Here is a 24,629-nt window from a genome sequence, read left to right as displayed (position 1 = left end):
TCCTTCTCTGGAATGCATCATAGTAACAAGTCCGCATCCAACTGGCTACGCCTCAGGTGCCATGCTTGCCGGTACGGGTTTTTCTGGCGCTGCAGGCCAGCAGCACCAGTCCTGCCAGCAGCATAACCCAGGTTTGCGGCTCGGGCACGGCCGGCAAGACTGTCGGGCCAGTGGGTGGCAGGGTCGGCAGGATCACGGTGGGCGGCACGATGATGCTGCTGCCCTGGTCCGGCGGCAGGCTTCCACCACCGCCGCCACCACCACCTCCGCCGCCCATGCCGGCTGGCGTCGTGATACCGCCGACGGTACGCACATAATCGAAGGGCAGGAAGGGAATGGTCGCTACGGCCGGCGGTGCGCCGGCGCCCGTGAAGGAACCGCCGCGCAAGGCGTCGGGATTATCGATCACGGGCACGCCTGCTGCTTCCGGGGCGGCGGGCGCGGCGGCAACGGGTGCGGCGCCACCGGGAGCGGCTCCGGCGGCTGGCGTTGCTGACGCTGGCACCCGCGTGATGCGGCTGACATTGCGGCACACGGTGGGCACGAGGATGCAAACGCCCTGCACGCAGTACACGAGTCCCCTTTCCTGCATCTGCTCGCTCCAGCCTGAGCGCGTGACATTGCGGCAGACGCGGCCTGGCCCGAAATGCATGTCGCTGATGCGCGCATTGTAATTGCCCTTGCCGCGGATGGCGTCGCGGCTGATGACGACGATTTCATCGTACTGGCGCGCGCGCATGCGCGCCTTCAATTCTTCGCGCACCTGCGGCGCGATGTCCGGGTACCTGTCCACTGCGGCAACGACATCTCCCATGAACGGGTCAGCGCCCGGGCGGTTCCAGCTGCAATGCTCCAGCACGTCCGCCCGTGGCGCCCCTTTGGCATAGGCGGGCAGCGGCGCCAGGGACAACATGCCAAGCAGGCAAGCCACTCCCAGCATGCCGGCGCCCGCGATCCATGAATGGTGTTTCATTGTTAGTTTCCTCGTGAAACAATATCAAAATTGAATTCTTATGCGAGTTCGAATGTTATCACCGAAGAAACTGTAGTATCAACAAATAAATAAAATAATTACAATTAGTGTTGTGTTTATTTATATGTTGGTTGTAGAAATGATTAATATTTCAATCTCGATAGGCGAACACTTGCCGCGCAGGTCAATTGATTGCGAAGGGGCAATGAGAGCGGCCCGCGCAGGGCGGGCCGGTTGAGAGGGCAGTGGGGTGTTGAAGGATGCGTCGCCAGCAGGCGGCGGTGAAACGATCTAGATGCGGCCCGGGCAGGCTTGCGTATCGAAGGCGGGATAGCCGATGGCGGGCAGCTTGTACAGCCACTTGCGCATCAAGGTGCGCGCGCCTTGCATATCGTACTGTTCGTACTGTTGCCCCTGCTGCAAATCTGCGGCGAGCGTGGCCAGCTCGGTGCAGATGGACTGCTTGCCGGCCTGGGCCGCCAGCAGGGACGCCAGCAGTTCCGGCAGCACGTCCGCCGCTGGTGCCGCCTGGCGCGTGGCGCGATAGTGCTGCCAGTAGCGCTCGGCGGCATCGCCATCAACGCTGGGGATGAAACCGAAGGTGGCGTCATCGTGGTGCAAGCGGTACACGGTGGGAAAGTAATGCGGACCCGTCAGTTCGCCAGGGAAGCGGTCGCGCCGCAGGACGTCGATGGCCAGCGATCCGTCGCGCCCCACGCGCACGGCACTCGGTGAATCGAACTGGTCCACGCTCACCATGGCGGGCGAGTTGCCTTGCATGAAGATGATCTTGTGCGTGTAATGGCGCCCGCCCAGGTGGCCGCACAGGGCCACATAGCGGTCGTTGAGGACGGTGATGGCCGCAATGGCGCCGCAGCCCGGCTGCAAGGGCGTATTTTCCTGCCACGCGAGACCTTGATCGGCGGCGCGCACGATGCTGATGCGGCCCACGGTGGCGCCATGCAAGTCGCCCGGCGCCGTTTCGATGCGCTCGTCGAAGCGCACCGTGTAGCCATTGCTGTGGACTTCGCCAGCGTACGCCGCCATGCCCTGCAGCAGGGCCAGCGCCAGAAGCAGATGTTTCATCAGGTCAATCCATGGAACAGCACGATATCGACCAGGTCGCCCGTGGCCACGTTGCCTTGCGCTTCACGCAGCACGATCATGCAATTGGCTTGCGTCATCGAGCGCAGGATGCCGGAGCCCTGCGCCCCCGTCACGCGCACGTGCTGGCGGCCGTCCGCGCCCCGCTCGACGATGCCGCGCTGGTATTCGGTGCGGCCCCGTTTCTTGCGGATCGGTGCTTGTGCCGCCACTTGCAGCAGCGGCAGGGTGGCCGTGTCCGCATCGGCGCCCATCAGGCGCAGCAGGGTGGGGCGGGCGAGGAAATAAAACGCCGCCATCACGGCCACGGGGTTGCCGGGCAAGCCCAGCAGCAAGGCCGTGTCGCCCTCGCTGGCAATCCGGCCAAAGGCCATGGGGCGGCCCGGGCGCATGTTGATCTGCCAGAAGGCCACCTCACCGAGGCGTGCCAGGATCTCGCGCGTAAAATCGGCCGCGCCGCTGGACACGCCACCCGAGGTGATGATGACGTCGGCCTTGGTGCAGGCACCGCGCAGGGCCGCTTCCAGCGCTTGCGGATCATCCTTGACGATGCCCATGTCGAGCACTTCGCAACCGAGGCGCGTCAGCATGCCCAGCAGGGTGTAGCGGTTGCTGTCGTAGATGCAGCCGGCGGCTAGTGGCTCGCCGAGCGAGCGCAATTCGTCGCCCGTGGAAAAGAAGGCCACGCGCAGGCGCCGGCGCACGGGCACCGTGGCGATGCCCAGCGAGGCGAGCAGCCCCAGTTCGGCCGGACCCAGGCGTTTGCCCTGCAGCAGGGCCGGTTTGCCCTGCATCAAGTCTTCCCCCTTGAAACGGCGGTTGTCGCCGGGGCGGATGCAATCGGGCGCCAGCGTGATGCTGCTTGCGCTGGCCTGCTGCAGCAGTTCCTGCGGCACCACGCTGTCGCAGCCGTCCGGCATGACGGCGCCCGTCATGATGCGCGCGCATTGCCCGCGGCCAACTTTGACGGTGCCGGGGCGGCCGGCCAGGATGGTGTCGACCACGGCCAGGGTCACAACAGTGTCGCCACCGAGGTCAGCCCCATGCAGCGCATAGCCATCCATGGCGGAATTGTCGTGCGCGGGCACGCTGATGGGCGAGATGATGTCGGCCGCCAGGATGCGCTCGAACGCTTGCGGCAACGGCAGTTGTTCCACGTCGGCGACGGGCGCGACGCTGTCGGCCAGGATGGCTTGCGCCATCGGCACGGACAGGCCCTGCGCCTGCAGGGCGGCCAGCTCGTCCGGGGTATTCATGTTGCCGAACGCGGCGCCATCCTCGAATACTACCTCGGCCAGCTTCAGGGGGCCGTGCCAGGTGCGCATGCGGCGCTCTCCGCTGCGCAGATACGCTTCGAGCTGGGGCAGGGCGGAAGTTTTGACGAGGCAGAAAACGGGATGCGGGCGGTGCACCGCCGATCCCGTCGCCGGGTCGATCTCTTCGGTGACGGCGATGGCCAGGTCGGCATTGTTCTCGACCAGGCCGGTGGCCAGGCGCGCCGCCAAGTCGGGCGGCAGCAGGGGCGAATCGCACGGCACCGTCAGCAGGTAGGGTGTGCTGGCGTGCTGCATGCCGCTGTGCAAGCCAGCCAGCGGGCCCAGCTGACCCGACAGTACGTCCGGCCAGACGGGCAGGCCGAAGCGCGCGTAATCTCCGGCATCGGCGTGGACACTGATGGCCAGCTGGCCCACTTGCGGCGCCAGGCGCTGCAGCACGTGGCGCGCCAGGGGCTGGCCATGCAGGGGCAGCATGCCCTTGTCGCGCTGGCCCATGCGCGTGCCGAGGCCGCCGGCCAGGATCAGGCCGGTAATGTCGTGTGTGTTGATCATGTCAGGTAGGAAGTGGGTGCATGCGCCATGGTAGCAGCGGCGGGCGTGTGCCGCGCCCGATTCAGCCGCCGATGTACGACATTTCCACTTTCTTTTTACCGTGCTCAAGCGTGGTGCCCGTCAAATCCGTCTGGCTGGTGCGCAATTGCGAATAGCGGTCGGCGCGGCCGCGCCACAGCTGCGCCACGGCCGAGGAAATTTCCGCGTCGCTGCGGCCGCCGCGCAGCAGGCTGCGCAAGTCGTGGCCGCTGCTGGCGAACAGGCATGTGTACAGCTTGCCCTCGGTCGAGAGCCGGGCGCGGCTGCAATCGGCGCAGAACGCTTGCGTGACGCTGGAAATGAGGCCGATCTCGCCGCTGCCATCGGCGTAGCGCCAGCGCGCCGCCGTCTCGCCCGTGTAGTTGGGGTTGATGGGCAACAAGGGCATGTGTGCACCGATGCGGCGCACCACTTCAGCGGACGGGATGACTTCCTGCAAGTTCCAGCCGTTCGAGGCGCCCACGTCCATGTATTCGATGAAGCGCAAGATGTAGGGCGTGCCCTTGAAGTGGCGCGCCATGGGCACGATTTCCTGCTCGTTCATGCCGGCCTTGACGACCATATTGATCTTGATGGGGCCGAGTCCTGCCTGGTGCGCCGCAGCTATGCCGTGCAGTACGTCGGCTACGGCGAAGTCGACATCGTTCATGCGCTTGAAGGTGGCGTCGTCGAGCGAATCGAGCGAGACGGTGACGCGGTTCAGGCCTGCATCCTTCAAGGCTTGGGCCTTTCTGGCGAGCAAGGAACCGTTGGTCGTCAGGGTCAGGTCCAGCGGCTGGCCCGAGGGCGTGCGCAGTGCGGCCAGCATGGCGATGAGCTTTTCGATATTCTTGCGCAGCAGCGGTTCGCCGCCCGTCAGGCGGATCTTTTCCACGCCGTGTTCAACGAAAAGGCGCGCCACGCGCGTGATTTCCTCGAACGACAGCAAATCCGTGTGCGGCAGGTACACGTGGTTCTTGTCGAACACGTCTTTCGGCATGCAATACACGCAACGGAAATTGCAGCGGTCGGTAATCGAGATGCGCAGGTCGTGCAGGGGCCGGCCCAGGCTGTCGGCCACGTTGCCGCTGGGACTTTCCAGCCGCGCGGGGATCGCCGGTGCCCCATTGCGGGCCTCGGCGAGGTAGATAATCTTGTCAGCCATGAAAGGTGATACCACTTACGTTAAATCGGTCAAGGCAGATACGATAGCACGAGGCCGAAGATGGCACAGGCGAGCAGCAATTTGATGGTGCCCACTTGAAACCTGAGCAGCGCCACGCCGGCTGCCAGCGCGATGAACATCGCCAGCCAGTCCCAGTGGGGCAGCGGGTTTTCTTGCCAGAAGACATGGCGGCCAAAGAACATGGCCAGGCTGGCGATGACGCCCACCACGGCCGCCGAAATGGCCGTCAGGGGCGCGCTCAGGCGCAAATTGCCGCGCGACGCTTCCACCAGCGGCGCACCGGCGAGGATGAAGATGAACGAGGGCAGGAAAGTAAACCAGCTGGCGACAAGCGCGCCGCAGACGCCCGCCAGCCACAGGTGCTCGCCTGCCACGGCATGGCTCCAGCCGCCGACAAAACCGATGAAGGCGACGATCATGATCAAAGGGCCGGGCGTCGTTTCGCCCAGCGCCAGGCCATCCATCATCTGCGCGCTCGTGATCCAGTGGTAGTGGTCGGCGGCGCCCTGCACCAGGTAGGGCAGCACGGCATACGCACCGCCGAACGTCAGCAGGGCCGCCTTGCTGAAAAACACGCCCATCTGCGCCAGCGGCTGGTCCGCACCGGCCGCCAGCGCCAGGCCCAGCCAGGCGAAGAAGGCCAGCGCCAGGCCCACGGCGGCCGTGCCCAGCAGGCGCGGCCATTTGAGCTGCGCGTGCTCCGGCGTGGGCGTGTCGTCATCGATCAGGGCGGCGCCGTAGCGGGCTGCGCCGCCATGCCCCGTGCCGCCGGCCTGAAAATGGGCGGGCAGCCAGCGGCCGCCCGCCATGCCCAGCAAGGCGGCGGTGAGCACGATCAGCGGAAATGGCAGCTGTAGCACGGCGATGGCGACAAATGCGCCCGCCGCGAGGGCGATCAGGCCGGGACTGCGCAAGGTGCGCCGGCCCAGGCGCCAGGCGGCCGCCAGCACGATGGCGACGACGGCCGGCTTGATGCCGTACAGGATGCCGGCGATGGCGGCCACGTGGCCATACGCCATGTAGAGCCAGGACAGGACGATCAGCACCCCCAGCGAGGGCAGCAGGAACAGCAGGCCCGCCACCAGGGCGCCGCGCGTGCGGTGCATTAGCCAGCCGATGTAGATGGCCAGCTGGGTCGCTTCGGGTCCTGGCAGCAGCATGCAGTAGTTCAGGGCGTGCAGGAAGCGTTGTTCGGAAATCCAGCGCCGCTTTTCCACCAGTTCCGCATGCATCATGGCGATTTGCCCGGCCGGGCCGCCAAAGCTGACGCAGCCCAGCTTGAGCCAGTACCAGAAGGCGCTGCGCAGGCTGACAGGGGTGGGAGGGGGCAGGTTGGTGTTCTCGTGCATGGCGGATGGCTGGCAAAAAAGTGGACATAAAAAAAGGGGAAGCCTGAGCTCCCCCTTTCATCATTGGCGGCTGGGCGAACCCGGCGCGCTTACGGACGTTGCGTGTTGACCTGGATCAACGGCTCATCCGATTGCGGCGGCAATGGCTTGCGTTCGCGCGGCTTGCGTACCGGGGCGACTGCCTTGGCGGCCGCTTCCTGCGCCAGGCGCAGTTTTTCCGGATCGGTGGCAGCCAGGGTCAGGCCGGCGGAACCGAGCACGGCGCTCAAGTCCAGCGGCGCGGCGATTGGCGCGGCAGGCGCCGGCGCTGGAGCGACGACCGGTGCTGGCGCCGGAGCCGGAGCAGGAGCAACTTCGGCAACCACCGGAGCGGCTTCCACCACGGCAGGTGCTGCTTCAGCTACTGGCGCTGGCGCTTCCTCGATCACGGCGACGGCTTCCACCAGCGGCGCAGCTTCCACCACTGGCACGGCTTCGACGATGATTTCAGCAGGTGCCGGTGCAGGTGCAGGTGCAGGTGCAGGTGCAGGTGCAGGTGCAGCTTCCGCTTTCTCGGCAAAGCTGTACTCGGCAACTGGTGCTGGCTCGGCAGCGGCTGGTTCAGCTTGCGCTGCAGCAACGACGGCCTCAACAGGGGCTTGCGGCACGATCACTTCAGCCGCTGGTGCGGCTTCTGCGGCGGGAGCGGCTTCTTCGACCTTGGCGATTTCCAGCACTTTGACCACTTCGACCACTTCCACGACGGCAGCTTCCACTGGCGCAGCGACGGCGACGACAGCGGCGGCAGCCACGACGGCGACCGGTGCTGCATCAGCGGCAGCTTCCGGTGCCGGAGCGACCGTAAAGCTGATTGCTGGTGCGTCCTGGCCTTCGTTCTCGCCATTTGCCGATTCGATCAGCTCGCCCGTTTCGCGGTCGCGGCGGTTGCGGTTGCGGCCACCACGACGACGCCGGCGGCGCGGTTCTTCGCCTTCCACGTCGTTTTCCGTCTCTTCGCCGTCAGGACCGGCATTCGCCGGTGCTTTCAGCAAGCTCGTTGGTGCGGTATCAGCGTCCGGACCGCTTGACGCCACGACGACATTTACCGCGCTGGCGCTGGCGCCAACCAATGCCAGCTCGTCAGCTTTCACTTCAGCAACAATAGCCTTGTCGGCGCGTGGTTCGCGGCCTTCGCGTGGCTGGCGTGGCGGACGTTCGGCGCGTTCCGGGCGCTCTGCGCGCTCAGGGCGTTCCGCGCGTTCAGGACGCTCGCCGCGTTCGCGTGGTGCTGCCGTTGCCTCGCCCGCTTCGCGCGGTTCGCGTGGCGGACGCGGTGGGCGTGGCGGACGGGCCGCCTTTTCCAGTGCTTCGGCTTCTTTCGCTGCATCGTCCAGGGCTGGGCGGCCCTGGCCCGGTTCGCGTTCTTCGCGGCCAGGCTTGCCGTTGCGGCCACGGCCACGCGGGCCACGGCTGTTGCGGTCGCCGCGGTCGGCGCCGGCCGGTTTGGCTGGTGCGACTGGGGCGGGCGCTGGCGCCACCGGTGCCGGGGCGCCGGTGAAGAAGCTGATGATCTTGGCGATCAGGCCCTGTGGTGCGGCAGGCGCGGCCACAGGGACTGGTTTCGCTTCGACAGGCTTGCGCTCGACCAGCGGTGCCGGCTGGTCAGGGGTGATCGTCTTGACGACGGCTTCCTGGCGCGGCTTGGCTTCTTCCTTCTGGCGCTTGCTGTAAGCCATGTCGGTTTCAGCGCTTTCGGCCAGGTTATAGCTGGCCTGGCTGTCTTCCAGACGCGGATCATCATGCTTGATGCGTTCCAGCTTGTAATGCGGCGTTTCCAGATGCTTGTTCGGGATCAGGATCACGGCGATGCGGTGGCGGTTCTCGATTTTGAGTACTTCGCCGCGCTTTTCGTTCAGCAGGAAGGCGCCCACATCGACGGGCACTTGCACGTGGATGGTGGCCGAGTTTTCCTTCATCGCTTCTTCCTGGATGATGCGCAGCACCTGCAGGGCGGACGATTCCGTGTCGCGGATATGGCCGGTGCCGGAGCAGCGCGGGCACGTCACGTGCGAGCCTTCGGACAGCGAAGGGCGCAGGCGCTGGCGCGACAGTTCCATCAGGCCGAAGCGGGAAATCTTGCCCATTTGTACACGGGCACGGTCATGGTGCAGCGCATCTTTCAAACGCTGTTCCACTTCGCGCTGGTTTTTTGCCACTTCCATGTCGATGAAGTCGATGACGATCAAGCCGCCCAGGTCGCGCAGACGCAGCTGGCGGGCCACTTCTTCGGCCGCTTCGCAGTTGGTGTTGAAGGCGGTCGTCTCGATGTCCGAGCCGCGCGTGGCGCGGGCCGAGTTGACGTCGACCGAGACCAGCGCTTCGGTGTGGTCGATGACGATGGCGCCGCCCGATGGCAGCGGCACGGTGCGGCTGTACGCCGTTTCAATCTGATGTTCGATCTGGAAGCGCGAGAACAGCGGCACGTCGTCGCTGTAGCGTTTTACGCGGTGCACCATGTCGGGCATCACGTGGCTCATGAACTGGTGCGCCTGGTCGTAGATCTCGTCGGTGTCGATCAGGATCTCGCCGATGTCGGGCTGGAAGTAGTCGCGGATGGCGCGGATGACGAGCGACGATTCCTGGTAGATCAAGAAAGCGCCGTTGGCCGACTTGCCGGCGCCTTCGATGGCGCGCCACAGTTGCATCAGGTAATTCAAGTCCCACTGCAGTTCATCGACGTTGCGGCCGATGCCGGCGGTGCGGGCAATGACGGACATGCCAGCTGGCAAGTCCAGCTTATCCATGGTTTCGCGCAATTCCTGGCGCTCTTCCCCTTCCACGCGGCGCGATACGCCACCGCCACGCGGGTTGTTCGGCATCAAGACCAGGTAACGGCCGGCCAGCGACACGAACGAGGTCAGGGCGGCGCCCTTGTTGCCGCGCTCTTCCTTCTCGACCTGGACCATGATTTCCTGGCCTTCGCGCAGCGCTTCCTTGACGGAAGCGTTACGCACATCGACGCCTTCGCGGAAATATGTGCGGGCAACTTCCTTGAAAGGCAGGAAGCCGTGGCGGTCTTCGCCATAGCTGACGAAGCACGCTTCGAGCGATGGCTCGATGCGCGTGATGACGCCCTTGTAGATGTTGGATTTGCGCTGTTCGCGCCCGGCTGTCTCGATATCGATGTCGATCAGTTTCTGTCCGTCGACAATCGCTACGCGCAGTTCTTCTTGCTGCGTGGCATTAAACAACATGCGTTTCATTTTTATAACTCCGCGACCCGTAGGCCATCTCAAAGCCGCTTCCGGGGAAGCGGCGAAAGTACAGGGATATATGCGAGAACGGGAGTGTTGGCGGGGGAAATGCCTTAGCGTGCGGAGCAACAACGCGTACGAGGTATACGTTACGGCCGCAACAGGCGCGGTGAGGTCAATCGTCATGCCGAGTGCACAGGACACTTGCAACTCATCTGAAACAGCCCGGATGAGAATGAACTGCATCGGGGGCAGAGAATGCAAGTGGTCAGCAAATTCAGAGCCAAAATCGTTAGCCGGCTCATTACAGGGATCGCGATGGCGAGGCTTGGCCTCAGCCTATCATCGACAACCCTCAGTATTTGGCCACATACGGGGTTTGGCGAAAACGGCAAGCGTTATCAACTTCATCAACCCGCGAGCCCGACTCGATAAGTCGCGCTAACGGGTACTTATCCTTATAATCCCACACTCACTTCAGCATCTCCACGCGTTATCCGATTACAACTACGGTGCAACCTTGATTCGCGCAGGGATGGTGCATATACATTTTTTTCCACCGAATTTGCAATTTGGCGAGGCCGGTGGAGACGCCCCTGTGTAAAATGTGCTTTTATTCTTACACTCGCAGCAGCCAGGGCCGCAGCAAAAACAATTATATATTCAAAATGAAGGACTTAGAGAGATTTCTGGGAAGACATAGTAAATGAAGAGTCAAAATGATGTTGTTCCCCCTTCAACACCCCCGGTTCAGCCGCAAGCCCAATTCGTAACGATCGCCGAAGAAGAAGCAGGCCAGCGCATCGACAACTACTTATTAAGAGTGTGCAAGGGAGTGCCTAAAAGCCACATCTACCGGATCTTGCGATCGGGAGAAGTGCGGGTTAATAAAGGCCGTATCGATCAGCTGTACCGTCTCGCCGCCGGCGACGTGGTGCGCATTCCACCCGTGCGCGTGGCCGAAAAGGCGCCCACGGGCGCGCCGGCCGCCGAATTCAAGATCATCTTCGAAGATGCGCAGCTGCTCGTCATCGACAAGCCGGCCGGCGTGGCCGTGCATGGCGGCTCGGGCGTCTCGTTCGGCGTGATCGAGCAATTGCGCGCCTCGCGCCCCGACGCCAAGTTCCTGGAACTGGTGCACCGCCTGGACCGCGACACGTCCGGCTTGCTGTTGCTGGCAAAGAAGCGCACGGCGCTGACGAATTTGCACGAGCAGATGCGCGACGGCCTCACGGACAAGCGCTACCTGGTGCTGGTGGCCGGTGACTGGAAGAATGCGCGCCAGCATATCAAGCTGCCGCTGCATAAATATACGACGGCCGAAGGCGAGCGCCGGGTGGCCGTGCAGGCCGATGGCCTGGCGTCGCACACGGTGTTTTCACTGTTGCATAAATATCACAACTTCGCCTTGCTGGAAGCGGAATTGAAGACGGGACGCACGCACCAGATCCGCGTGCATCTGTCCTCGTCCGGTTTCCCCATCGCGGGCGACGATAAATATGGCGACTTTGCCCTCAACCGTGCCTTGTTGAAAGCCGACAGCACGCGCGGCGCCCTGAAGCGCATGTTCCTGCACGCGCACCAGATTACGTTTACGCATCCGGAGACGGGCAAGACGATGACGCTGAATGCGCCGCTGGCTGCCGAATGCGAGCGTTTCTTGGTAAGCTTGGGCAAACCATTGGCCGTTGCCGCACGATAGTTCTCCATCGCGTGCGGGGACACTACTCACAAGGTAGTCAGTCGCCATCATTCATTCTCAAGGAGCCGGCGGCTTTGCCGTCGGGAAACATGGCAAGAAAGCAATTTGATCTGATCGTCTTCGATTGGGACGGTACCCTGATAGACAGTACCTCGACCATCGTCAAGTGCATCCAGGCGTCGGCCAAAGACCTGGGCTTGCCAATTCCCACCGAGTTGCTGGCCTCGCATGTGATCGGCCTGGGCTTGCAGGAAGCGATGCAGCTGGTGATGCCCGATGTGGAGCCGAAATACCATGCGCGCATGGCCGAACGCTACCGCTATCACTATCTGTCGCGCGACCATGAGCTGACCCTGTTTCCCGGCGTGCAAGAAATGCTGCAGGAACTCTCGCAGCAAGCGTACTTTCTGGCCGTCGCCACGGGCAAGAGCCGTGTCGGCCTGAACCGTTCGCTGAATGCCGTCAAGCTGCTGTCGCTGTTCGATGCGACGCGCTGCGCCGATGAAACGTTTTCCAAGCCCCATCCGGCCATGCTGCAGGAGCTGACGCGCGAATTGGGGCAGGATATGCGTCGCACCGTGATGATCGGCGACACCAGTCATGATTTGTTGATGGCAAGCAATGCAGGCGCGGCCGGTATTGCCGTAGAGTATGGGGCGCATCCGGTGGAGCAGTTGCAGGCTTGTAAGCCCCTGTATTCGGCCGCCACGGTGGCCGATCTGCACCAATGGCTGAGCGAGCACGCATGATGAGCGATGTTGTGGAAGTGTTGATTTGTGCCGCCGACGCGCTGGCCGATGGCGGCAAGGGCGTGCGCTTTCCCGTCTCGGCCGGTGGTGAAGCGACCACCGGCTTTGTCGTGCGCCACGGCGGCAAGGCGTATGGCTACCTGAACCGTTGCGCCCATGTACCGATCGAACTGGACTGGGCCGAGGGCGAGTTTTTCGAGTCCAGCGGCTTGTACCTGATGTGTTCGACGCATGGCGCCATCTATGTGCCGGAGAGCGGCTACTGCGCGGGCGGTCCCTGCAAGGGCGGCCGCTTGCGCCCGATTCCCGTGAGCGAGCGCGATGGCCAGCTGTACTGGCAACCCGATGAGTATGTCCAGCCGCTGCCGGCCTGAAGCCGGGCACGGGCATTATTGTAATTTAAACAAAGTGAACCATGAGCGATAACACGAATGACAAGCTGGACAGCAGCGCGCCAGCCGCCGGTCACGGCGCCCCTGCGGGGAACTGGGAGCGCGCCGTGCTGGAAAAGCTGGTATTTGCCACTTTGCAGGAGCAGCGCGCGCACCGCCGCTGGAGCATCTTTTTCAAGATCTTCGGCCTGCTGATCGTGCTGTTCGCCCTGTGGGTGTTTTATGACTACAACACGGCCGACGACAGCGAGACCCTGGGCCGCCACACGGCCCTGATCGACATCAGCGGCGCCATCGAGTCCGAAGGCAGCGGCTCGGCCGCCGTCGTCATCCCCGCGCTGGACAAGGCGTTTTCCGATGCCGGTTCCGTGGCCGTGGTGCTGCACATTAATAGTCCGGGCGGCAGTCCCGTGCAGGCCGGCATGATCGTCGACGAGATGCAGCGCCTGCGCAAGGGCTATCCGGACAAGCCCTTGTATGTGGTGGTCGATGAAATGTGCGCTTCGGGCGGCTATTACATCGCCGCCGCTGCCGACCGCATCTACGTCAACAAGGCCAGCGTGGTCGGCTCCATCGGCGTGCTGATGGATGGCTTCGGCTTTACGGGCGTGATGGAAAAGGTGGGCGTCGAGCGCCGGCTGCTGACGGCGGGCGAGAACAAGGGCTTCATGGACCCGTTCAGCCCCCTGACGGAAAAGCACAAGGCATATGCGCAAGGCATGCTCAATGAAATCCACCAGCAATTCATCGACGTGGTGCGCACGGGACGGGGCAAGCGCCTGAAGGAAACACCCGATACCTTCTCGGGCCTGTACTGGACGGGTGCGAAAGCCGTGGAAATGGGCCTGGCCGACGACTTCGGCACGGTCGACAGCGTGGCGCGCGATGTCGTCAAGGCGGAAGACATCGTCGACTACACGCAGCATGAAGGCTTGCCGGAGCGGGTGCTGAAGAAATTTGGCGCCGCCATGGGCGCAGGCGCCATGAAGGCGGCCGTGCAGCAGTCACAACCGGCGTTGCGTTGAAGGCATCACTGTTGGCTGGCAGGCAAGCCAGTCGAGAATGATTTTCAATAAGATGGTAATTTGGCTTGAAAAAGGGGCTGCTTGGGCTATAGTGACAGCGTAGTTCTTTTCAAGGAGGGGCGATATATCAACTATGTTGTCAGTACTAACTTGATTGGCAGGTCTTGGAACTACTCGCCGCATCGCAGATGTGGTTTTGAGTGAATTTACATTCCTCACTGAAGTCCCGATGGGGCTTGGGAACGGCGGCGCAATGCCGCCGTTTCCTTTTGTGCGTCGTCCGTGCCGGGTGGGCTGGCATCGTGCAATGCGTGATCTGGTCTGGCTGGCAAGACAGGCATGCGGGGGCAGGGCATGGCGCTTCGATGGCGGCGCGCTCAGGCGGCGCAGCCGTTACAGTGCGCGGGCAGGGAGGCCGGCACCGCTGCTGTGTTGCTGCCGGAGCTGGCGCTGAAGTCGGGCGGCGTATCGGCCATGGCGGGTGCGCTCACGTTGTCGGCTGCCGCATCCGCGTGCGCAAAACCGCCCAGTTCCAGCCAGCACATGAACTGGCATTGCATATCGGCATGCCAGTGCGTCTGGCTCGCTGGCGATGGTGGCGCGTCCGCATCCTGCTGCGCTGGGGTGTTGCGCCAGCGCGCCACGCCGAGTCTGACCTTGTGCATGGCCGCCTGTTCCGCAGCGATGCGCTGGCGCATGTCGGCGATGCTGCCTTGTAAGGCGATGGTATTGGTATGCTTCATACGATGTCCTTATGAGGGGTGGCGACTGCCACAATTCCTAAAGTCCATTAGGCGGATTCCTAACGAAGTTTCAGTCTATCAATGCGATATTCCGAGCGCTTGATATATCTCAAAGGATTGGGCCATTTATATCGAAATCTCACCTTGTGCTTCGCCTTATCTGTGCCTGCGCAAGGCTGTCGCGCGCTCCACCGCCAGGCGCAGGCGGCGCGCGGCGCCGCTTCACGCTGCCAGCCGCTTCTGGTAAAGTCACGCCCATGAGTAAATTATCCCTAGACCGCATCCTGCAATCGCAGGGTTTTGGCACCCGTAAATATTGTCGTTCCCTCATCGAGGATGGCGATGTCGTCATCGATGGCGTCACCCAGACCAATTACCGTACCACCGTCGAGACCGAAGGCCTGGTGCTGCACGTGTTTGAAGAAGAGTGGGTATACCGCGCGCACCTGTACCTGGCGCTGAACAAGCCCGCCAACTTCGAATGCTCGCGCAAGCCCAGTCATCACCCTGGCGTGCTGACCCTGCTGCCGGAACAATTCACCTGGCGCGAAGTCCAGCCCGTCGGCCGGCTCGACCACGATACGACCGGCATGCTGCTGATGTCCGACGATGGCCCCTTTATCCATGCACAATCGTCGCCGAAGCGCCACGTTCCAAAAATTTACCAGGCTACCACGCAAGCGCCCGTGACCGATGAACTGGTGGCGCAGCTATTGGCCGGCGTGCAATTACATGATGAACCGGCCCCGCTGGCCGCCCTCGTCTGCGTCCAGCGCGGAGAATTCCAGCTGGAAATCGTGCTCGAACAAGGCAAATACCACCAGGTCAAGCGCATGCTGGCCGCCGCCGGCAACCATTGCAGCGCGCTGCACCGTTCCGCCATCGGCAGCCTGACGCTGGAATCGCTGGGCATTGCCGAAGGCGAGTGGTGCTACCTCACGCCCGAGCAGATCGCGCTGCTGGCGTAAATTCTTCCTGACCGTCAAAGCCGGGGATATCCCGGCTTTTTGGCGTCTTTAGCCTCCACTGCCTGCATTTGACGAAGTTTCCCGTACATGAAATTAGCAACTTTGAAAGACGGCACGCGCGACGGCCAGCTGGCTGTCGTCTCGCGCGACCTGAAAACGGCCCACCTGGCCGATGGCATCGCCTCGACCTTGCAAAAGGCGCTCGACGACTGGAGCTTCATCGCGCCCCAGCTCGATTTGCTGTACCAGACCATCAATAGTGGCCGCGGTCACCGCGCCTTCGACTTCGAGCCTGCCAACTGCATGGCACCCTTGCCGCGCAGCAGCCTGCGCGTGGCTGGCGCCTCGTACCTGCAGCAGATCGAGCGCGCCTGCAAGGCGGCGGGCGTTGACGCGCCCGCCAATCTGCGCGAGGCACCGCGCCTGTACCAGGGCGCCAGCGACGATTTCCTCGGCGCCCACGACGACATCACTCTGGCGCAAGAGCAGTGGGGCATCGATTACGAGGCGGGCATCGCCGCCATCACGGACGACGTGGCCATGGGCTCGACGCCGGACCAGGTGCACCTGAACATCAAGCTGTTGATGCTGGTCAACGACATCACCCTGCGCAACCTGGCGCCCGACGAGCAGGCCAGCGGCTACGGTTTCCTGCAAGCGAAGCCGGCCATGGCCTGCTCGCCGGTGGCCATCACGCCCGATGAGCTGGGCGATGCCTGGCGCGGCGGCAAGGTGCATTACGCCTTGCGCTGCAGCCTGAACGGCAAATTGACGGGCCAGCCCCACGCGGGCGCCGACATGGCCTTCAATTACCCGCAATTGCTCGCCCATCTGTGCCGGACGCGCAACGCGCGCGCCGGCAGCGTGGTCAGTGCGGGCGGTGTCGCCAACAAGGAAATAAAAAAGGGATTTTCCAGCATTTTTGAGCGACGTAATCAGGAGATGATCGCCGATGGCGTCGCCAGTACGCCCTATTTGCTGTTTGGCGATGTTGTCCGGCTGGAAATGTTGGGTGATGATGGTAAATCCTTGTTTGGCGCCATCGAGCAGACGTTAAAGCAAGCCGAGGTGCGCAAATCGCGTTAAGTTTCTTATAGGCAAAGGGAAATACAGGGCAATTGTGCCCCTGTTCCGCCGATGGCGTCCGCACACTTGAACCGATAATGTGTCATGCCCAGTCCGTATTGCGCCTAACCAGGCTGCAGGACTTCACCGGAGTTGATTGATGTCGGAAGACAGCGACGCAGAAAAGACCGAAGCCGCGTCACCGAAGCGCCTCGAGCAGGCGCGTGAGGAAGGCGACGTTCCGCGATCGCGTGAAGTGGCCACGTTTACGGTGTTGATGGCGTCCGGCTGCTGCCTGTGGTTTGCCGGCGACGCCATCGTGCGCCGGCTGACGGCGGTCATGGTGTCCGGCCTGACCCTGGACCGGGAGCAAATCCTCAATCCCGACGCGATGATGTTGCGCATCGGCTACGACGTGGGCTCCGTCTTGCTGACTTGCCTGCCGTACGCCGCGGCCATCATGCTCGTCGCCCTGGCCTCGCCCGTGCTGGTGGGCGGCTGGCTGTTCAGTTCCAAGGCGTTCACCCCCAATTTTGGCAAGCTCAACCCGATTCGCGGCCTGGGCAATATGTTTTCGAAGAATGCGCTGGTGGAGTTGCTCAAGGCCATCGCCAAGACGCTCGTCGTCGGCGTCGTCGCCTGGATGGTGATGCAGCACCAGAAAGACGCCGTGCTGGGCCTGTCGGTCGAATCCTTGCGCGCCGGTTCTGCCCATCTGATCAGCCTGCTGATCACGGCCTTTTTGCTGATCGTGGGCGCGCTGGGCCTGATCGCCGCCATCGACGGCCCGTACCAGATGTGGCACTACGCTAACAAGATGAAAATGTCCTTGCAGGAAGTCAAGCAAGAGGCGAAGGAGTCGGACGGCAATCCGCAGATCAAGGCGAAGATACGCCAGATGCAGCATGAAATGTCGCGCCGCCGCATGATGGCCGACGTGCCGACGGCCGACGTGGTGGTGACCAATCCTACCCACTACGCGGTGGCCCTGAAGTATGGCGAGAATTCGCGCGGCGCGCCGCAGGTGGTGGCCAAGGGCATCGACGAGGTGGCGGCGAAGATCCGTGAACTGGCCGGCGAACACAAGGTCGCCATCCTCGAAGCGCCGGCCCTGGCGCGTGCGCTGTATCAGCACACGGACATCGGCGACGAGATCCCCGAGGCGCTGTATGGCGCCGTGGCCGAAGTGCTGGCCTACGTGTTCCAGCTGCGCAGCTACGGCAGCGGCCATGGCCAGCGTCCCGACAAGCCGAAGAAACTCGACGTGCCGCCCGAGCTCGATCCGCTCGACCCCGCATCGCAGATCAAGGCCGCAGCAGACGCGGCAGACAAGAATAAAGGAAGTACACCATGAACGGCCTGAGATTGCCAGCCTGGCTCAGCGGAATGAGCAGCAACGCCAGCAAGGGCATCGCCGCGCCTATCATCATCATCATGCTGCTGGCGATGATGGTGCTGCCGCTGCCAGCCTTCATCCTCGACATTTTCTTCAGTTTCAATATCGCGCTGTCCATCATCGTGCTGCTGACGGCGCTGTACACGGTCAAGCCGCTCGACTTCATGGCCTTCCCGACCATTTTGCTGGTGTCGACCATGCTGCGCCTGTCGCTGAACGTGGCGTCCACGCGCGTGGTGCTGACGGAAGGCCATACGGGCGCCGACGCGGCCGGTAAAGTGATCGAGGCGTTCGGCCACTTCCTGATCGGAGGCAACTACACGGTCGGTATCGTGGTGTTTATCATCTTGACCATCATCAACTTTACCGTGGTGACCAAGGGTGCGGGCCGTATCGCCGAAGTGGGTGCCCGCTTCGCGCTGGACGCCATGCCTGGTAAACAGATGGCCATCGATGCCGATCTGAACGCCGGCCTGATCGGCGAGGACGAAGCGCGCCGCCGCCGCACGGAAGTGGCGCAGGAAGCGGAATTCTATGGCGCCATGGACGGTGCCAGCAAATACGTGCGCGGCGACGCCATCGCCGGCATCATGGTCACCGTCATCAATATCGTCGGCGGCTTGCTGGTGGGCCTGTTGCAGCACGACATGGGCTTTGCCGATGCACTCAAGAACTACACCCTGCTGGCCATCGGTGACGGCCTGGTGGCGCAGATTCCTTCGCTGATCATTTCCACGGCGGCCGGTATCGTCGTCTCGCGCGTGGCCAGCGACCAGGACATCGGCACCCAGCTGGTCGGTCAATTGTTTGCGAAACCGCAAGTACTGTATATCACCGCCGGCATCATCGGCGGCATGGGCCTGATTCCGGGCATGCCGAACATGGTCTTCATCCTGCTGGCCTCGCTGCTGGCCGGTTCCGCCTATTTGATCAGCAAGAAGCGCACGCAGGAAAAAGAGGCGGCAGAGAAACCGGCCGACGTGCCGCCAGCGACCGTGGCGCCCGAGCAGGAAGAAGCCAGCTGGCAAGACATCATGCCCGTCGATACCCTGGGCCTGGAAGTGGGTTATCGTTTGATCCCCCTGGTCGACAAGACGCAGGGCGGCGAATTGCTCAAACGCATTAAGGGCATCCGCAAGAAATTTGCCCAGGAAGTGGGTTTCCTGGCGCCGCCCGTGCATATCCGCGACAACCTGGAGCTCAAACCCTCCGCCTACCGCATCACCCTCAAGGGCGTGGAAGTGGGCGTGGGCGAAGCGTTCAACGGGCAGTTCCTGGCGATTAATCCCGGCATGGCCAGCGGCGCCTTGCCGGGCGTGGCCACCAGCGATCCCGCGTTCGGCTTGCCTGCCACCTGGATCGACGCCAGCTTGCGCGACCAGGCGCAATCGATGGGCTACACGGTGGTCGATGCGGGCACCGTAGTGGCCACGCACTTGAACCACCTGATCACCTCGCACGCTTCCGAACTGCTGGGCCGCGCGGAAGTGCAGTCGCTGCTCGATCACCTGGGCAAGGATGCGCCGCGCCTGGTGGAAGACCTGGTGCCGAAGATGCTGTCGCTGTCGACCCTGCAAAAAGTGCTGCAGAACCTGCTGGCCGAAGGCGTGCACATCCGCGACATGCGCACTATCATCGAAACCCTGGCTGAGCATACAGTCAATACGCAAGACCCGAACGAGCTGACGGCGCTGGTGCGTGTATCCCTGGGCCGCGCCATCGTGCAGCAACTGTTCCCCGGTGCTGCCGAATTGTCCGTGATGACCCTCGACAGCCGCCTGGAGCGCCTGCTGATGCAAGCGATGGGCAACGGCGGCGACGGCGCCGGCATCGAGCCGGGCCTGGCCGATACCATCGCGCACCAGGCAGGCCTGGCCGCGCAGCAGCAGGAGGCGCTGGGCCTGACGCCGGTGCTGCTGGTGCCGGCGCCGCTGCGCGCCCTGCTGTCGCGTTTCCTGCGCCGCGCCTTGCCGCAACTGAAGGTGCTGTCGCATGCGGAAGTGCCGGAAACCAAGACCATCCGCGTCACCAGCCTGGTGGGCGCGCAATAGTCGGCATTGTTCAGACCGCAAACCCTAAGCGAAGGGCCGGGGTCGAACCCGATGGGGGAGTGCGTCCCAATGGGGCGCGCTCCGATCGCGAAGCGACGGGTTGCCACCTCTTTTGCTTATTTTTTCATCAATTTCCTGTTGGCAAATTGAATAACGGGTACTTTCCCGTCCTGTTCCTTCGATCATTTCCTCCAAGCATCGCTAATAATGGAAACTGTCCGGGTGATCTGTGTCCATGTGGAAGACAGCACCCAAGCAACAGGAGTCGACGATGGTCACACAGTTCAGCCAATATTGCGCCCCCCCCGCCTTGGGAGGCCGGTCATGAATGTGAAGAAATTTACGGGCGCCTCGTCGCGCGATGCGCTGCGCAAGGTGCGCGAAGCGCTCGGTCCCGATGCCGTGATCCTGTCGAACCGCCAGGCCGATGGCGTGGTGGAAATCCTCGCGCTGGCCAATGACGATGCCGCTTCGCTGGCGTCGCCGCCGGCCGCGTCCGAAATGTCCCAGCCCCGTCCCCAGTTGCAGACCCAGTTCGCCACGCCGCAGCGTCCGGCCGCCCCGGCCCAGCGCCCGGCTGCGCCACGTCCTGCCGCACCGCGCCAGGCAGCCGGCGAGCCAGTGGACATGGCCCGCATGCAGCAGATGATGGCCAGCGCGCTGGCGCACGTCAAAGAGAACGCCGCCGCCGAGATGAGCGGCATGATGAATGAAATCCGCGCCATGCGCGGCATGATGGAAACCCAGCTGGCGGAAATCTCGTGGGGCTCGACGCAGCAGCGCGAGCCGCAAAAAGCCGTGGTGCTGCGCGAAATGCTGGCCGCCGGTTTCTCGGCCAGCCTGGCGCGCTATCTGATCGACAAGCTGCCCGCCGGCCTCGATGGTGCGCAAAGCATGCGCTGGATCAAGACCGTCCTCAGCCGTAACCTGAATACCGTCGCCAATGAAGACGCCATGCTGGAGCAGGGCGGCGTGTTTGCGCTGGTCGGCCCGACCGGTGTCGGCAAGACCACCAGCACGGCCAAGCTGGCGGCCCGCTGCGTGATGCGCCACGGCCCGGAAAAGCTGGCCCTGATCACCACGGACGCCTATCGTATCGGCGCGCACGAACAGCTGCGCATCTACGGCAAGATCCTCGGCGTGATGGTGCATTCGGTGAAGGATGAAGCGGACTTGCGCATCGCCTTGAAAGAATTGAAGAACAAGCACACGGTACTGATCGATACGGTGGGCGTGAGCCAGCGCGACCAGATGGTCACGGAGCAGGTGGCCATGCTGTCGGGCGCCGGCGCCGACGTGAAACGTTTGCTGTGCCTGAACTCCACGGCGACGCAGGAAACCTTGAACGAAGTGGTGCGCGCCTACCAGGGCAGCGGCCTGGCCGGCTGCATCATGACCAAGCTCGATGAAGCGGCCTCGATCGGCAATGTGCTCGACGTGGTGATTCGCCAGAAACTCAACCTGTTTTATGTGTCGAACGGCCAGCGCGTGCCGGAAGACCTGTACCTGGCCGACCGCGGCTACCTGATCGACCGCGCCTTCAAGCTCAAGCGCGATGCGGCGGCGACGCAGTTTTCCGATGCCGAACTGCCGCTCCTGATGGCGCAGGCGGCCGCCCGCAACAATGAAGCGCGCGGGGTGCGTCTTGGCTAATTTCGATTTCGACCAGGCCGAAGGCTTGCGCCGCATGCTGGCTGGCCCGCAGCCGCGCGTGATGACATTTTTATCGGCCACGCCGCAGGACGACAAGGGCGCCATGCTGGTCAACCTGGGTGCCTCGCTGGTCTACGGCGGCAATGACGTGCTGCTGCTCGACGCCAGCGGCGGCAGCGATGGCGTCGCCGCGCGCCTGGGACTGGCGCACGGCGCCAGCCTGCGCGACGTGGCGCGCCAGCAGTGCGCCCTGAACCAGGTCATCCACCAGGTGCCGCAAGGCTTCGGCGTGGCCAGCCTGGGCGCGCGCAACCATCTGATGGACAGCATGGACTATGCGGGTGCGGAAGAACTGCGCCGCCTGGGCAAGACCTTCGAGGTGCTGGCGCGCCAGAGCGGCATCGTGCTCGTCGACGGCATCATGGCCGACGAGGGCGATTGCTTCCCCGTGCCGCTGATGGCCTCGTCCGACATCGTGGTGCAAGTGTCGACCAGCGCCACCTCAATCAAGGCCGCGTACTGCCTGATCAAGCGCCTGAGCCAGGAGCTGGGACGCCGTCCGTTCGGCATTCTGGTCACCGGCGCTTCCGAATCCGAGGCAAAAGTGGTATACGATAATATGGCGCAGGCGGCGAGCCGCTACCTGGCCGTGAAACTGACCTCGATGGGATCGGTGCCTGCCGATGAGTATCTGCACCGCGCGGCGCGTCTGGGCCGCAGCGTGGTCGATGCCTTTCCGCTGGCGGGAGCCTCGGTGGCGTTTCGCGGACTGGCCGAGCGGCTGGCCCGTTCGGCGGCGCCGGTGCTCGGTGGCACCTTGTACCAGACGGGGAGCCCGCACCAGTTCAGCGTCTGAATCCATCATCAGCACACGATAGCAGTTAAAACAATAAGCAGCCTATGTACACGGTCAAAGGGAAATCGAACAAGGACTATTTGCTGACGGAGCACATTCCGCTGGTGAAGCGTCTGGCGCACCATATGAAGGCGAAATTGCCGCCTTCGGTCGAGGTCGATGACCTGATCCAGGCCGGCATGATCGGCCTGCTCGACGCCATCAGCCGCTATGAAGAGACGCATGGCGCGCAGTTCGAGACGTATGCCGTGCTGCGTATCCGCGGCGCCATGCTCGACGAATTGCGCACCAGCGACTGGCTGCCGCGCAGCATGCGCCAGAACATGCGCAAGATCGAAGAGGCGATGAGCATCTTGCAGCAGCGCCTGGGACACCCGCCGACGGAGTCGGAAGTAGCAAAATTGCTGAAAATGTCGCTCGTCGATTACCAGGAAATGCTGGGCGACGGCGGCGGCCACCAGTTGCTGTACTACGAAGACTTTCATGACCCGGACGGCAATGACAGCTTTCTCGACCGCCATTGCGTGGACGAGGACAGCGACCCCTTGCGGTCCCTGCTCGATACTGATTTCCGGCAATCCGTGATCGATGCCATCGACGCGCTGCCGCCACGCGAGAAAATGCTCATGGGCCTGTACTACGAAGAAGAGCTGAACCTGAAGGAGATCGGCGCGGTGATGGGCGTATCCGAATCGCGCGTCTCGCAGCTGCATACCCAGGCCGTCGCGCGCCTGCGCGCAACCTTGAGGGAGCTGGCGTGGACTGGTCCAGCGTAATCGGGCTGGCGCTGGCGCTGGCGGGCCTCTTGGTCGGCCAGGCACTGGAAGGCGGCAAGATGGCCTCCCTGCTGCAGCCGGCCGCCTTTGCCATCGTGGTCATTGGTACCTTCGGCGCCGTGCTGCTGCAAACGCGGCTGCGCACCTTCGTGCGCGGCCTGGAAATGCTGCGCTGGGTCTTCCTGCCGCCAGCCGACACGCGTGCCGCGCTGGCGCGCGACATCGGGCAATGGAGCTTGACGGCGCGCCGCGACGGCCCGCTGGCGCTCGAACGCCTGATGGAAAACACGGCCGACCGCTTCAATGCCAAGGGCTTGCGCATGATCGTCGACGGCATCGCGCCCGACAAGCTGCGCCAGCTGCTCGACGTGGAAATCTCCGCCTACGAAATGGCCGAACGCCAGGCTGTCAAGGTGTGGGAATCGGCGGCCGGCTATTCGCCCACCATCGGCATCCTGGGCGCCGTGCTGGGCCTGATCCACGTCATGGAAAACCTCACCGACCCGAGTAAGCTGGGCAGCGGCATTGCCGTGGCGTTTGTCTCGACGATTTATGGCGTCGGCCTGGCCAATCTGCTGTTCCTGCCGGTGGCGAACAAGCTCAAGGCCATCGTCTCGCGCCGCGTGCTGCAGTATGAAATCACTGCCGCCGTGCTGTACGACATCGCCACGGGCGACCACACGCGCATCATCGAAGAGCGCGTGGCCAGCCTGCTGCACGAGCATTGAGCATGATGCGGCGCGCGCGCAGGAAGTATGACGAGGAACCGGACAACCAGGACCGCTGGCTGATCTCGTACGCCGACTTCATCACCTTGCTGTTCGCCTTTTTCGTCGTCATGTATGCGATTTCGCAAGTCAACGAAGGTAAATACCGCGTCTTCCAGAATGCCATCGGCCAGGCCTTCAGCCTGGAAAAGGGCGCGCCGCCCATCATCATGGAAGCGCCGCAAGCCATTCCCTTGCCGAACCCCGCCCTGAAACGCCGCACGGAAGCCATCCGCCGCGAGCGCGAACACATGACGCGCCTGGCGCAGGACCTGACATCGACCCTGGCGCCGCTGGTCAAGGAAGGCAAGGTGCGGGTGACGCAGACGAGCCGCGGCGTGAGCGTGGAAATCAATGCCAGCGTGCTGTTCGACCCGGGCGCCGCAGGGCTGACGATGGAGTCGGACCAGGCCTTGCGCGCCGTGGCCGTGCTGCTCAAGGATGACACGCACGACGTGCAGGTGGAAGGGCATACGGATGTGCAGCCGATCAGCAATTCGACCTTTGCCTCGAACTGGGAATTGTCGGCCGCGCGCGCCAGCGCCGTGGTGCGCCTGTTCATCGCGAGCGGCGTGCAAGCCTCGCGCCTGACGGCCGTGGGCCACGCCGACAACATCCCCGTGGCGCCGAACGAAACGCCGGAAGGGCGCGCGCGCAACCGCAGGGTCGCCGTGACGATTTTGTCGGGTATCCCCGAGACGGTGACGGAAGTGCCGACGCCGCCCGTCGCACCTGCTCCGGCTCCCGCCAACTGAACCCTGGCGCTTGGTACAATCGCGGCCTTCTCCCTTTTT

The 24,629-nt window shown here is 63.4% G+C and carries 20 protein-coding genes; 13 read left to right on the top strand and 7 right to left on the bottom strand.

The features are described 5' to 3' along the window. Positions 1-52: 52 nt before the first annotated feature. From FJQ89_RS12790 to FJQ89_RS12765, 6 genes are all read right to left on the bottom strand, one after another. Positions 53-973 (bottom strand): MHFG family PEP-CTERM protein, encoded by a 921-nt coding sequence (locus FJQ89_RS12790; RefSeq protein ID WP_141170445.1) that lies wholly within the window; start codon positions 971-973, stop codon positions 53-55. A gap of 291 nt (positions 974-1,264) precedes the next feature. Next, entirely contained in the window at positions 1,265-2,059 is a 795-nt protein-coding gene (locus tag FJQ89_RS12785; RefSeq protein WP_141170444.1) for a hypothetical protein, read from the bottom strand. Next, the gene (moeA, locus tag FJQ89_RS12780) at positions 2,059-3,906 is read right to left on the bottom strand and encodes a molybdopterin molybdotransferase MoeA (protein ID WP_141170443.1); all 1,848 of its coding nucleotides are present in this window, start codon (positions 3,904-3,906) and stop codon (positions 2,059-2,061) included. Before moeA ends, FJQ89_RS12785 begins: the two co-directional genes overlap by 1 nt. A 61-nt stretch (positions 3,907-3,967) precedes the next feature. Beyond that, entirely contained in the window at positions 3,968-5,089 is a 1,122-nt protein-coding gene (moaA, locus tag FJQ89_RS12775; RefSeq protein WP_141170442.1) for a GTP 3',8-cyclase MoaA, read from the bottom strand. Positions 5,090-5,118: 29 nt separating this feature from the next. Then, positions 5,119-6,459, bottom strand: coding sequence for a chromate efflux transporter (chrA, locus tag FJQ89_RS12770; RefSeq protein ID WP_141170441.1), 1,341 nt, complete (start codon positions 6,457-6,459; stop codon positions 5,119-5,121). Between the two features lie 89 nt (positions 6,460-6,548). After that, a complete protein-coding gene (locus FJQ89_RS12765; protein WP_141170440.1) occupies positions 6,549-9,701 on the bottom strand; it encodes an Rne/Rng family ribonuclease in 3,153 nt (1,050 codons plus the stop codon). A 697-nt stretch (positions 9,702-10,398) separates the two neighbouring features. Here FJQ89_RS12765 and FJQ89_RS12760 point away from each other — a divergent pair. The 4 genes from FJQ89_RS12760 (at position 10,399) to FJQ89_RS12745 (ending at position 13,560) form a co-directional block, all read left to right on the top strand. After that, on the top strand, positions 10,399-11,394 hold the full coding sequence (locus FJQ89_RS12760; RefSeq protein WP_070220186.1) for an RluA family pseudouridine synthase: 996 nt from the start codon (positions 10,399-10,401) through the stop codon (positions 11,392-11,394). Between the two features lie 89 nt (positions 11,395-11,483). Then, positions 11,484-12,143 (top strand): HAD-IIIA family hydrolase, encoded by a 660-nt coding sequence (locus FJQ89_RS12755; RefSeq protein ID WP_141170439.1) that lies wholly within the window; start codon positions 11,484-11,486, stop codon positions 12,141-12,143. Beyond that, positions 12,140-12,517: a Rieske (2Fe-2S) protein gene (locus FJQ89_RS12750; protein WP_205704601.1), complete on the top strand. Its 378-nt coding sequence runs from the start codon at positions 12,140-12,142 to the stop codon at positions 12,515-12,517. The genes FJQ89_RS12755 and FJQ89_RS12750 overlap by 4 nt, the downstream gene beginning before the upstream one ends. A gap of 41 nt (positions 12,518-12,558) precedes the next feature. Further along, entirely contained in the window at positions 12,559-13,560 is a 1,002-nt protein-coding gene (locus FJQ89_RS12745; protein WP_141170438.1) for a S49 family peptidase, read from the top strand. Between the two features lie 377 nt (positions 13,561-13,937). Here the strand turns inward: FJQ89_RS12745 and FJQ89_RS12740 are convergent, their stop codons facing one another. Next, positions 13,938-14,303 carry a hypothetical protein gene (locus FJQ89_RS12740; protein ID WP_141170437.1) on the bottom strand — a complete coding sequence of 122 codons (366 nt, stop codon included), beginning with the start codon at positions 14,301-14,303 and terminating at the stop codon, positions 13,938-13,940. Between the two features lie 257 nt (positions 14,304-14,560). Here FJQ89_RS12740 and FJQ89_RS12735 point away from each other — a divergent pair, with 257 nt between their 5' ends. The 9 genes from FJQ89_RS12735 (at position 14,561) to motD (ending at position 24,590) form a co-directional block, all read left to right on the top strand. Further along, positions 14,561-15,271, top strand: coding sequence for a pseudouridine synthase (locus FJQ89_RS12735; RefSeq protein ID WP_131687732.1), 711 nt, complete (start codon positions 14,561-14,563; stop codon positions 15,269-15,271). An 87-nt stretch (positions 15,272-15,358) separates the two neighbouring features. Next, positions 15,359-16,357 carry a fumarylacetoacetate hydrolase family protein gene (locus FJQ89_RS12730; RefSeq protein ID WP_141170436.1) on the top strand — a complete coding sequence of 333 codons (999 nt, stop codon included), beginning with the start codon at positions 15,359-15,361 and terminating at the stop codon, positions 16,355-16,357. A gap of 139 nt (positions 16,358-16,496) precedes the next feature. Further along, entirely contained in the window at positions 16,497-17,690 is a 1,194-nt protein-coding gene (gene flhB / locus FJQ89_RS12725; RefSeq protein ID WP_099762511.1) for a flagellar biosynthesis protein FlhB, read from the top strand. After that, positions 17,687-19,783 (top strand): flagellar biosynthesis protein FlhA, encoded by a 2,097-nt coding sequence (flhA, locus tag FJQ89_RS12720; RefSeq protein WP_141170435.1) that lies wholly within the window; start codon positions 17,687-17,689, stop codon positions 19,781-19,783. The genes flhB and flhA overlap by 4 nt, the downstream gene beginning before the upstream one ends. A gap of 324 nt (positions 19,784-20,107) precedes the next feature. Further along, on the top strand, positions 20,108-21,436 hold the full coding sequence (gene flhF, locus FJQ89_RS12715) for a flagellar biosynthesis GTPase FlhF (RefSeq protein WP_099762516.1): 1,329 nt from the start codon (positions 20,108-20,110) through the stop codon (positions 21,434-21,436). Further along, positions 21,429-22,292, top strand: coding sequence for a MinD/ParA family ATP-binding protein (locus FJQ89_RS12710; RefSeq protein WP_116746093.1), 864 nt, complete (start codon positions 21,429-21,431; stop codon positions 22,290-22,292). The genes flhF and FJQ89_RS12710 overlap by 8 nt, the downstream gene beginning before the upstream one ends. Before the next feature lie 44 nt (positions 22,293-22,336). Further along, complete coding sequence (locus FJQ89_RS12705; RefSeq protein ID WP_071075839.1) at positions 22,337-23,068, top strand: RNA polymerase sigma factor FliA; 732 nt, start codon at positions 22,337-22,339, stop codon at positions 23,066-23,068. After that, on the top strand, positions 23,050-23,796 hold the full coding sequence (locus FJQ89_RS12700) for a flagellar motor protein (protein ID WP_071075840.1): 747 nt from the start codon (positions 23,050-23,052) through the stop codon (positions 23,794-23,796). Before FJQ89_RS12705 ends, FJQ89_RS12700 begins: the two co-directional genes overlap by 19 nt. 5 nt (positions 23,797-23,801) lie before the next feature. Next, entirely contained in the window at positions 23,802-24,590 is a 789-nt protein-coding gene (gene motD, locus FJQ89_RS12695; protein ID WP_141172775.1) for a flagellar motor protein MotD, read from the top strand. The last annotated feature ends 39 nt before the right edge of the window (positions 24,591-24,629 follow it).

Source organism: Janthinobacterium tructae (assembly GCF_006517255.1).
GTDB classification, from domain to species: domain Bacteria; phylum Pseudomonadota; class Gammaproteobacteria; order Burkholderiales; family Burkholderiaceae_D; genus Janthinobacterium; species Janthinobacterium tructae.
Note: the sequence above shows the minus strand (reverse complement) of the source record. Positions and strands in the feature narration are given on the sequence as shown.

What these genes read in the sequence shown, in the direction of transcription:
- FJQ89_RS12790 (WP_141170445.1), bottom strand. Translation starts at nt 973, where the DNA reads ATGAAACACCATTCATGGATCGCGGGCGCCGGCATGCTGGGAGTGGCT.
- FJQ89_RS12785 (WP_141170444.1), bottom strand. Translation starts at nt 2,059, where the DNA reads ATGAAACATCTGCTTCTGGCGCTGGCCCTGCTGCAGGGCATGGCGGCG.
- moeA (WP_141170443.1), bottom strand. Translation starts at nt 3,906, where the DNA reads ATGATCAACACACACGACATTACCGGCCTGATCCTGGCCGGCGGCCTC.
- moaA (WP_141170442.1), bottom strand. Translation starts at nt 5,089, where the DNA reads ATGGCTGACAAGATTATCTACCTCGCCGAGGCCCGCAATGGGGCACCG.
- chrA (WP_141170441.1), bottom strand. Translation starts at nt 6,459, where the DNA reads ATGCACGAGAACACCAACCTGCCCCCTCCCACCCCTGTCAGCCTGCGC.
- FJQ89_RS12765 (WP_141170440.1), bottom strand. Translation starts at nt 9,701, where the DNA reads ATGAAACGCATGTTGTTTAATGCCACGCAGCAAGAAGAACTGCGCGTA.
- FJQ89_RS12760 (WP_070220186.1), top strand. Translation starts at nt 10,399, where the DNA reads ATGAAGAGTCAAAATGATGTTGTTCCCCCTTCAACACCCCCGGTTCAG.
- FJQ89_RS12755 (WP_141170439.1), top strand. Translation starts at nt 11,484, where the DNA reads ATGGCAAGAAAGCAATTTGATCTGATCGTCTTCGATTGGGACGGTACC.
- FJQ89_RS12750 (WP_205704601.1), top strand. Translation starts at nt 12,140, where the DNA reads ATGATGAGCGATGTTGTGGAAGTGTTGATTTGTGCCGCCGACGCGCTG.
- FJQ89_RS12745 (WP_141170438.1), top strand. Translation starts at nt 12,559, where the DNA reads ATGAGCGATAACACGAATGACAAGCTGGACAGCAGCGCGCCAGCCGCC.
- FJQ89_RS12740 (WP_141170437.1), bottom strand. Translation starts at nt 14,303, where the DNA reads ATGAAGCATACCAATACCATCGCCTTACAAGGCAGCATCGCCGACATG.
- FJQ89_RS12735 (WP_131687732.1), top strand. Translation starts at nt 14,561, where the DNA reads ATGAGTAAATTATCCCTAGACCGCATCCTGCAATCGCAGGGTTTTGGC.
- FJQ89_RS12730 (WP_141170436.1), top strand. Translation starts at nt 15,359, where the DNA reads ATGAAATTAGCAACTTTGAAAGACGGCACGCGCGACGGCCAGCTGGCT.
- flhB (WP_099762511.1), top strand. Translation starts at nt 16,497, where the DNA reads ATGTCGGAAGACAGCGACGCAGAAAAGACCGAAGCCGCGTCACCGAAG.
- flhA (WP_141170435.1), top strand. Translation starts at nt 17,687, where the DNA reads ATGAACGGCCTGAGATTGCCAGCCTGGCTCAGCGGAATGAGCAGCAAC.
- flhF (WP_099762516.1), top strand. Translation starts at nt 20,108, where the DNA reads ATGAATGTGAAGAAATTTACGGGCGCCTCGTCGCGCGATGCGCTGCGC.
- FJQ89_RS12705 (WP_071075839.1), top strand. Translation starts at nt 22,337, where the DNA reads ATGTACACGGTCAAAGGGAAATCGAACAAGGACTATTTGCTGACGGAG.
- motD (WP_141172775.1), top strand. Translation starts at nt 23,802, where the DNA reads ATGCGGCGCGCGCGCAGGAAGTATGACGAGGAACCGGACAACCAGGAC.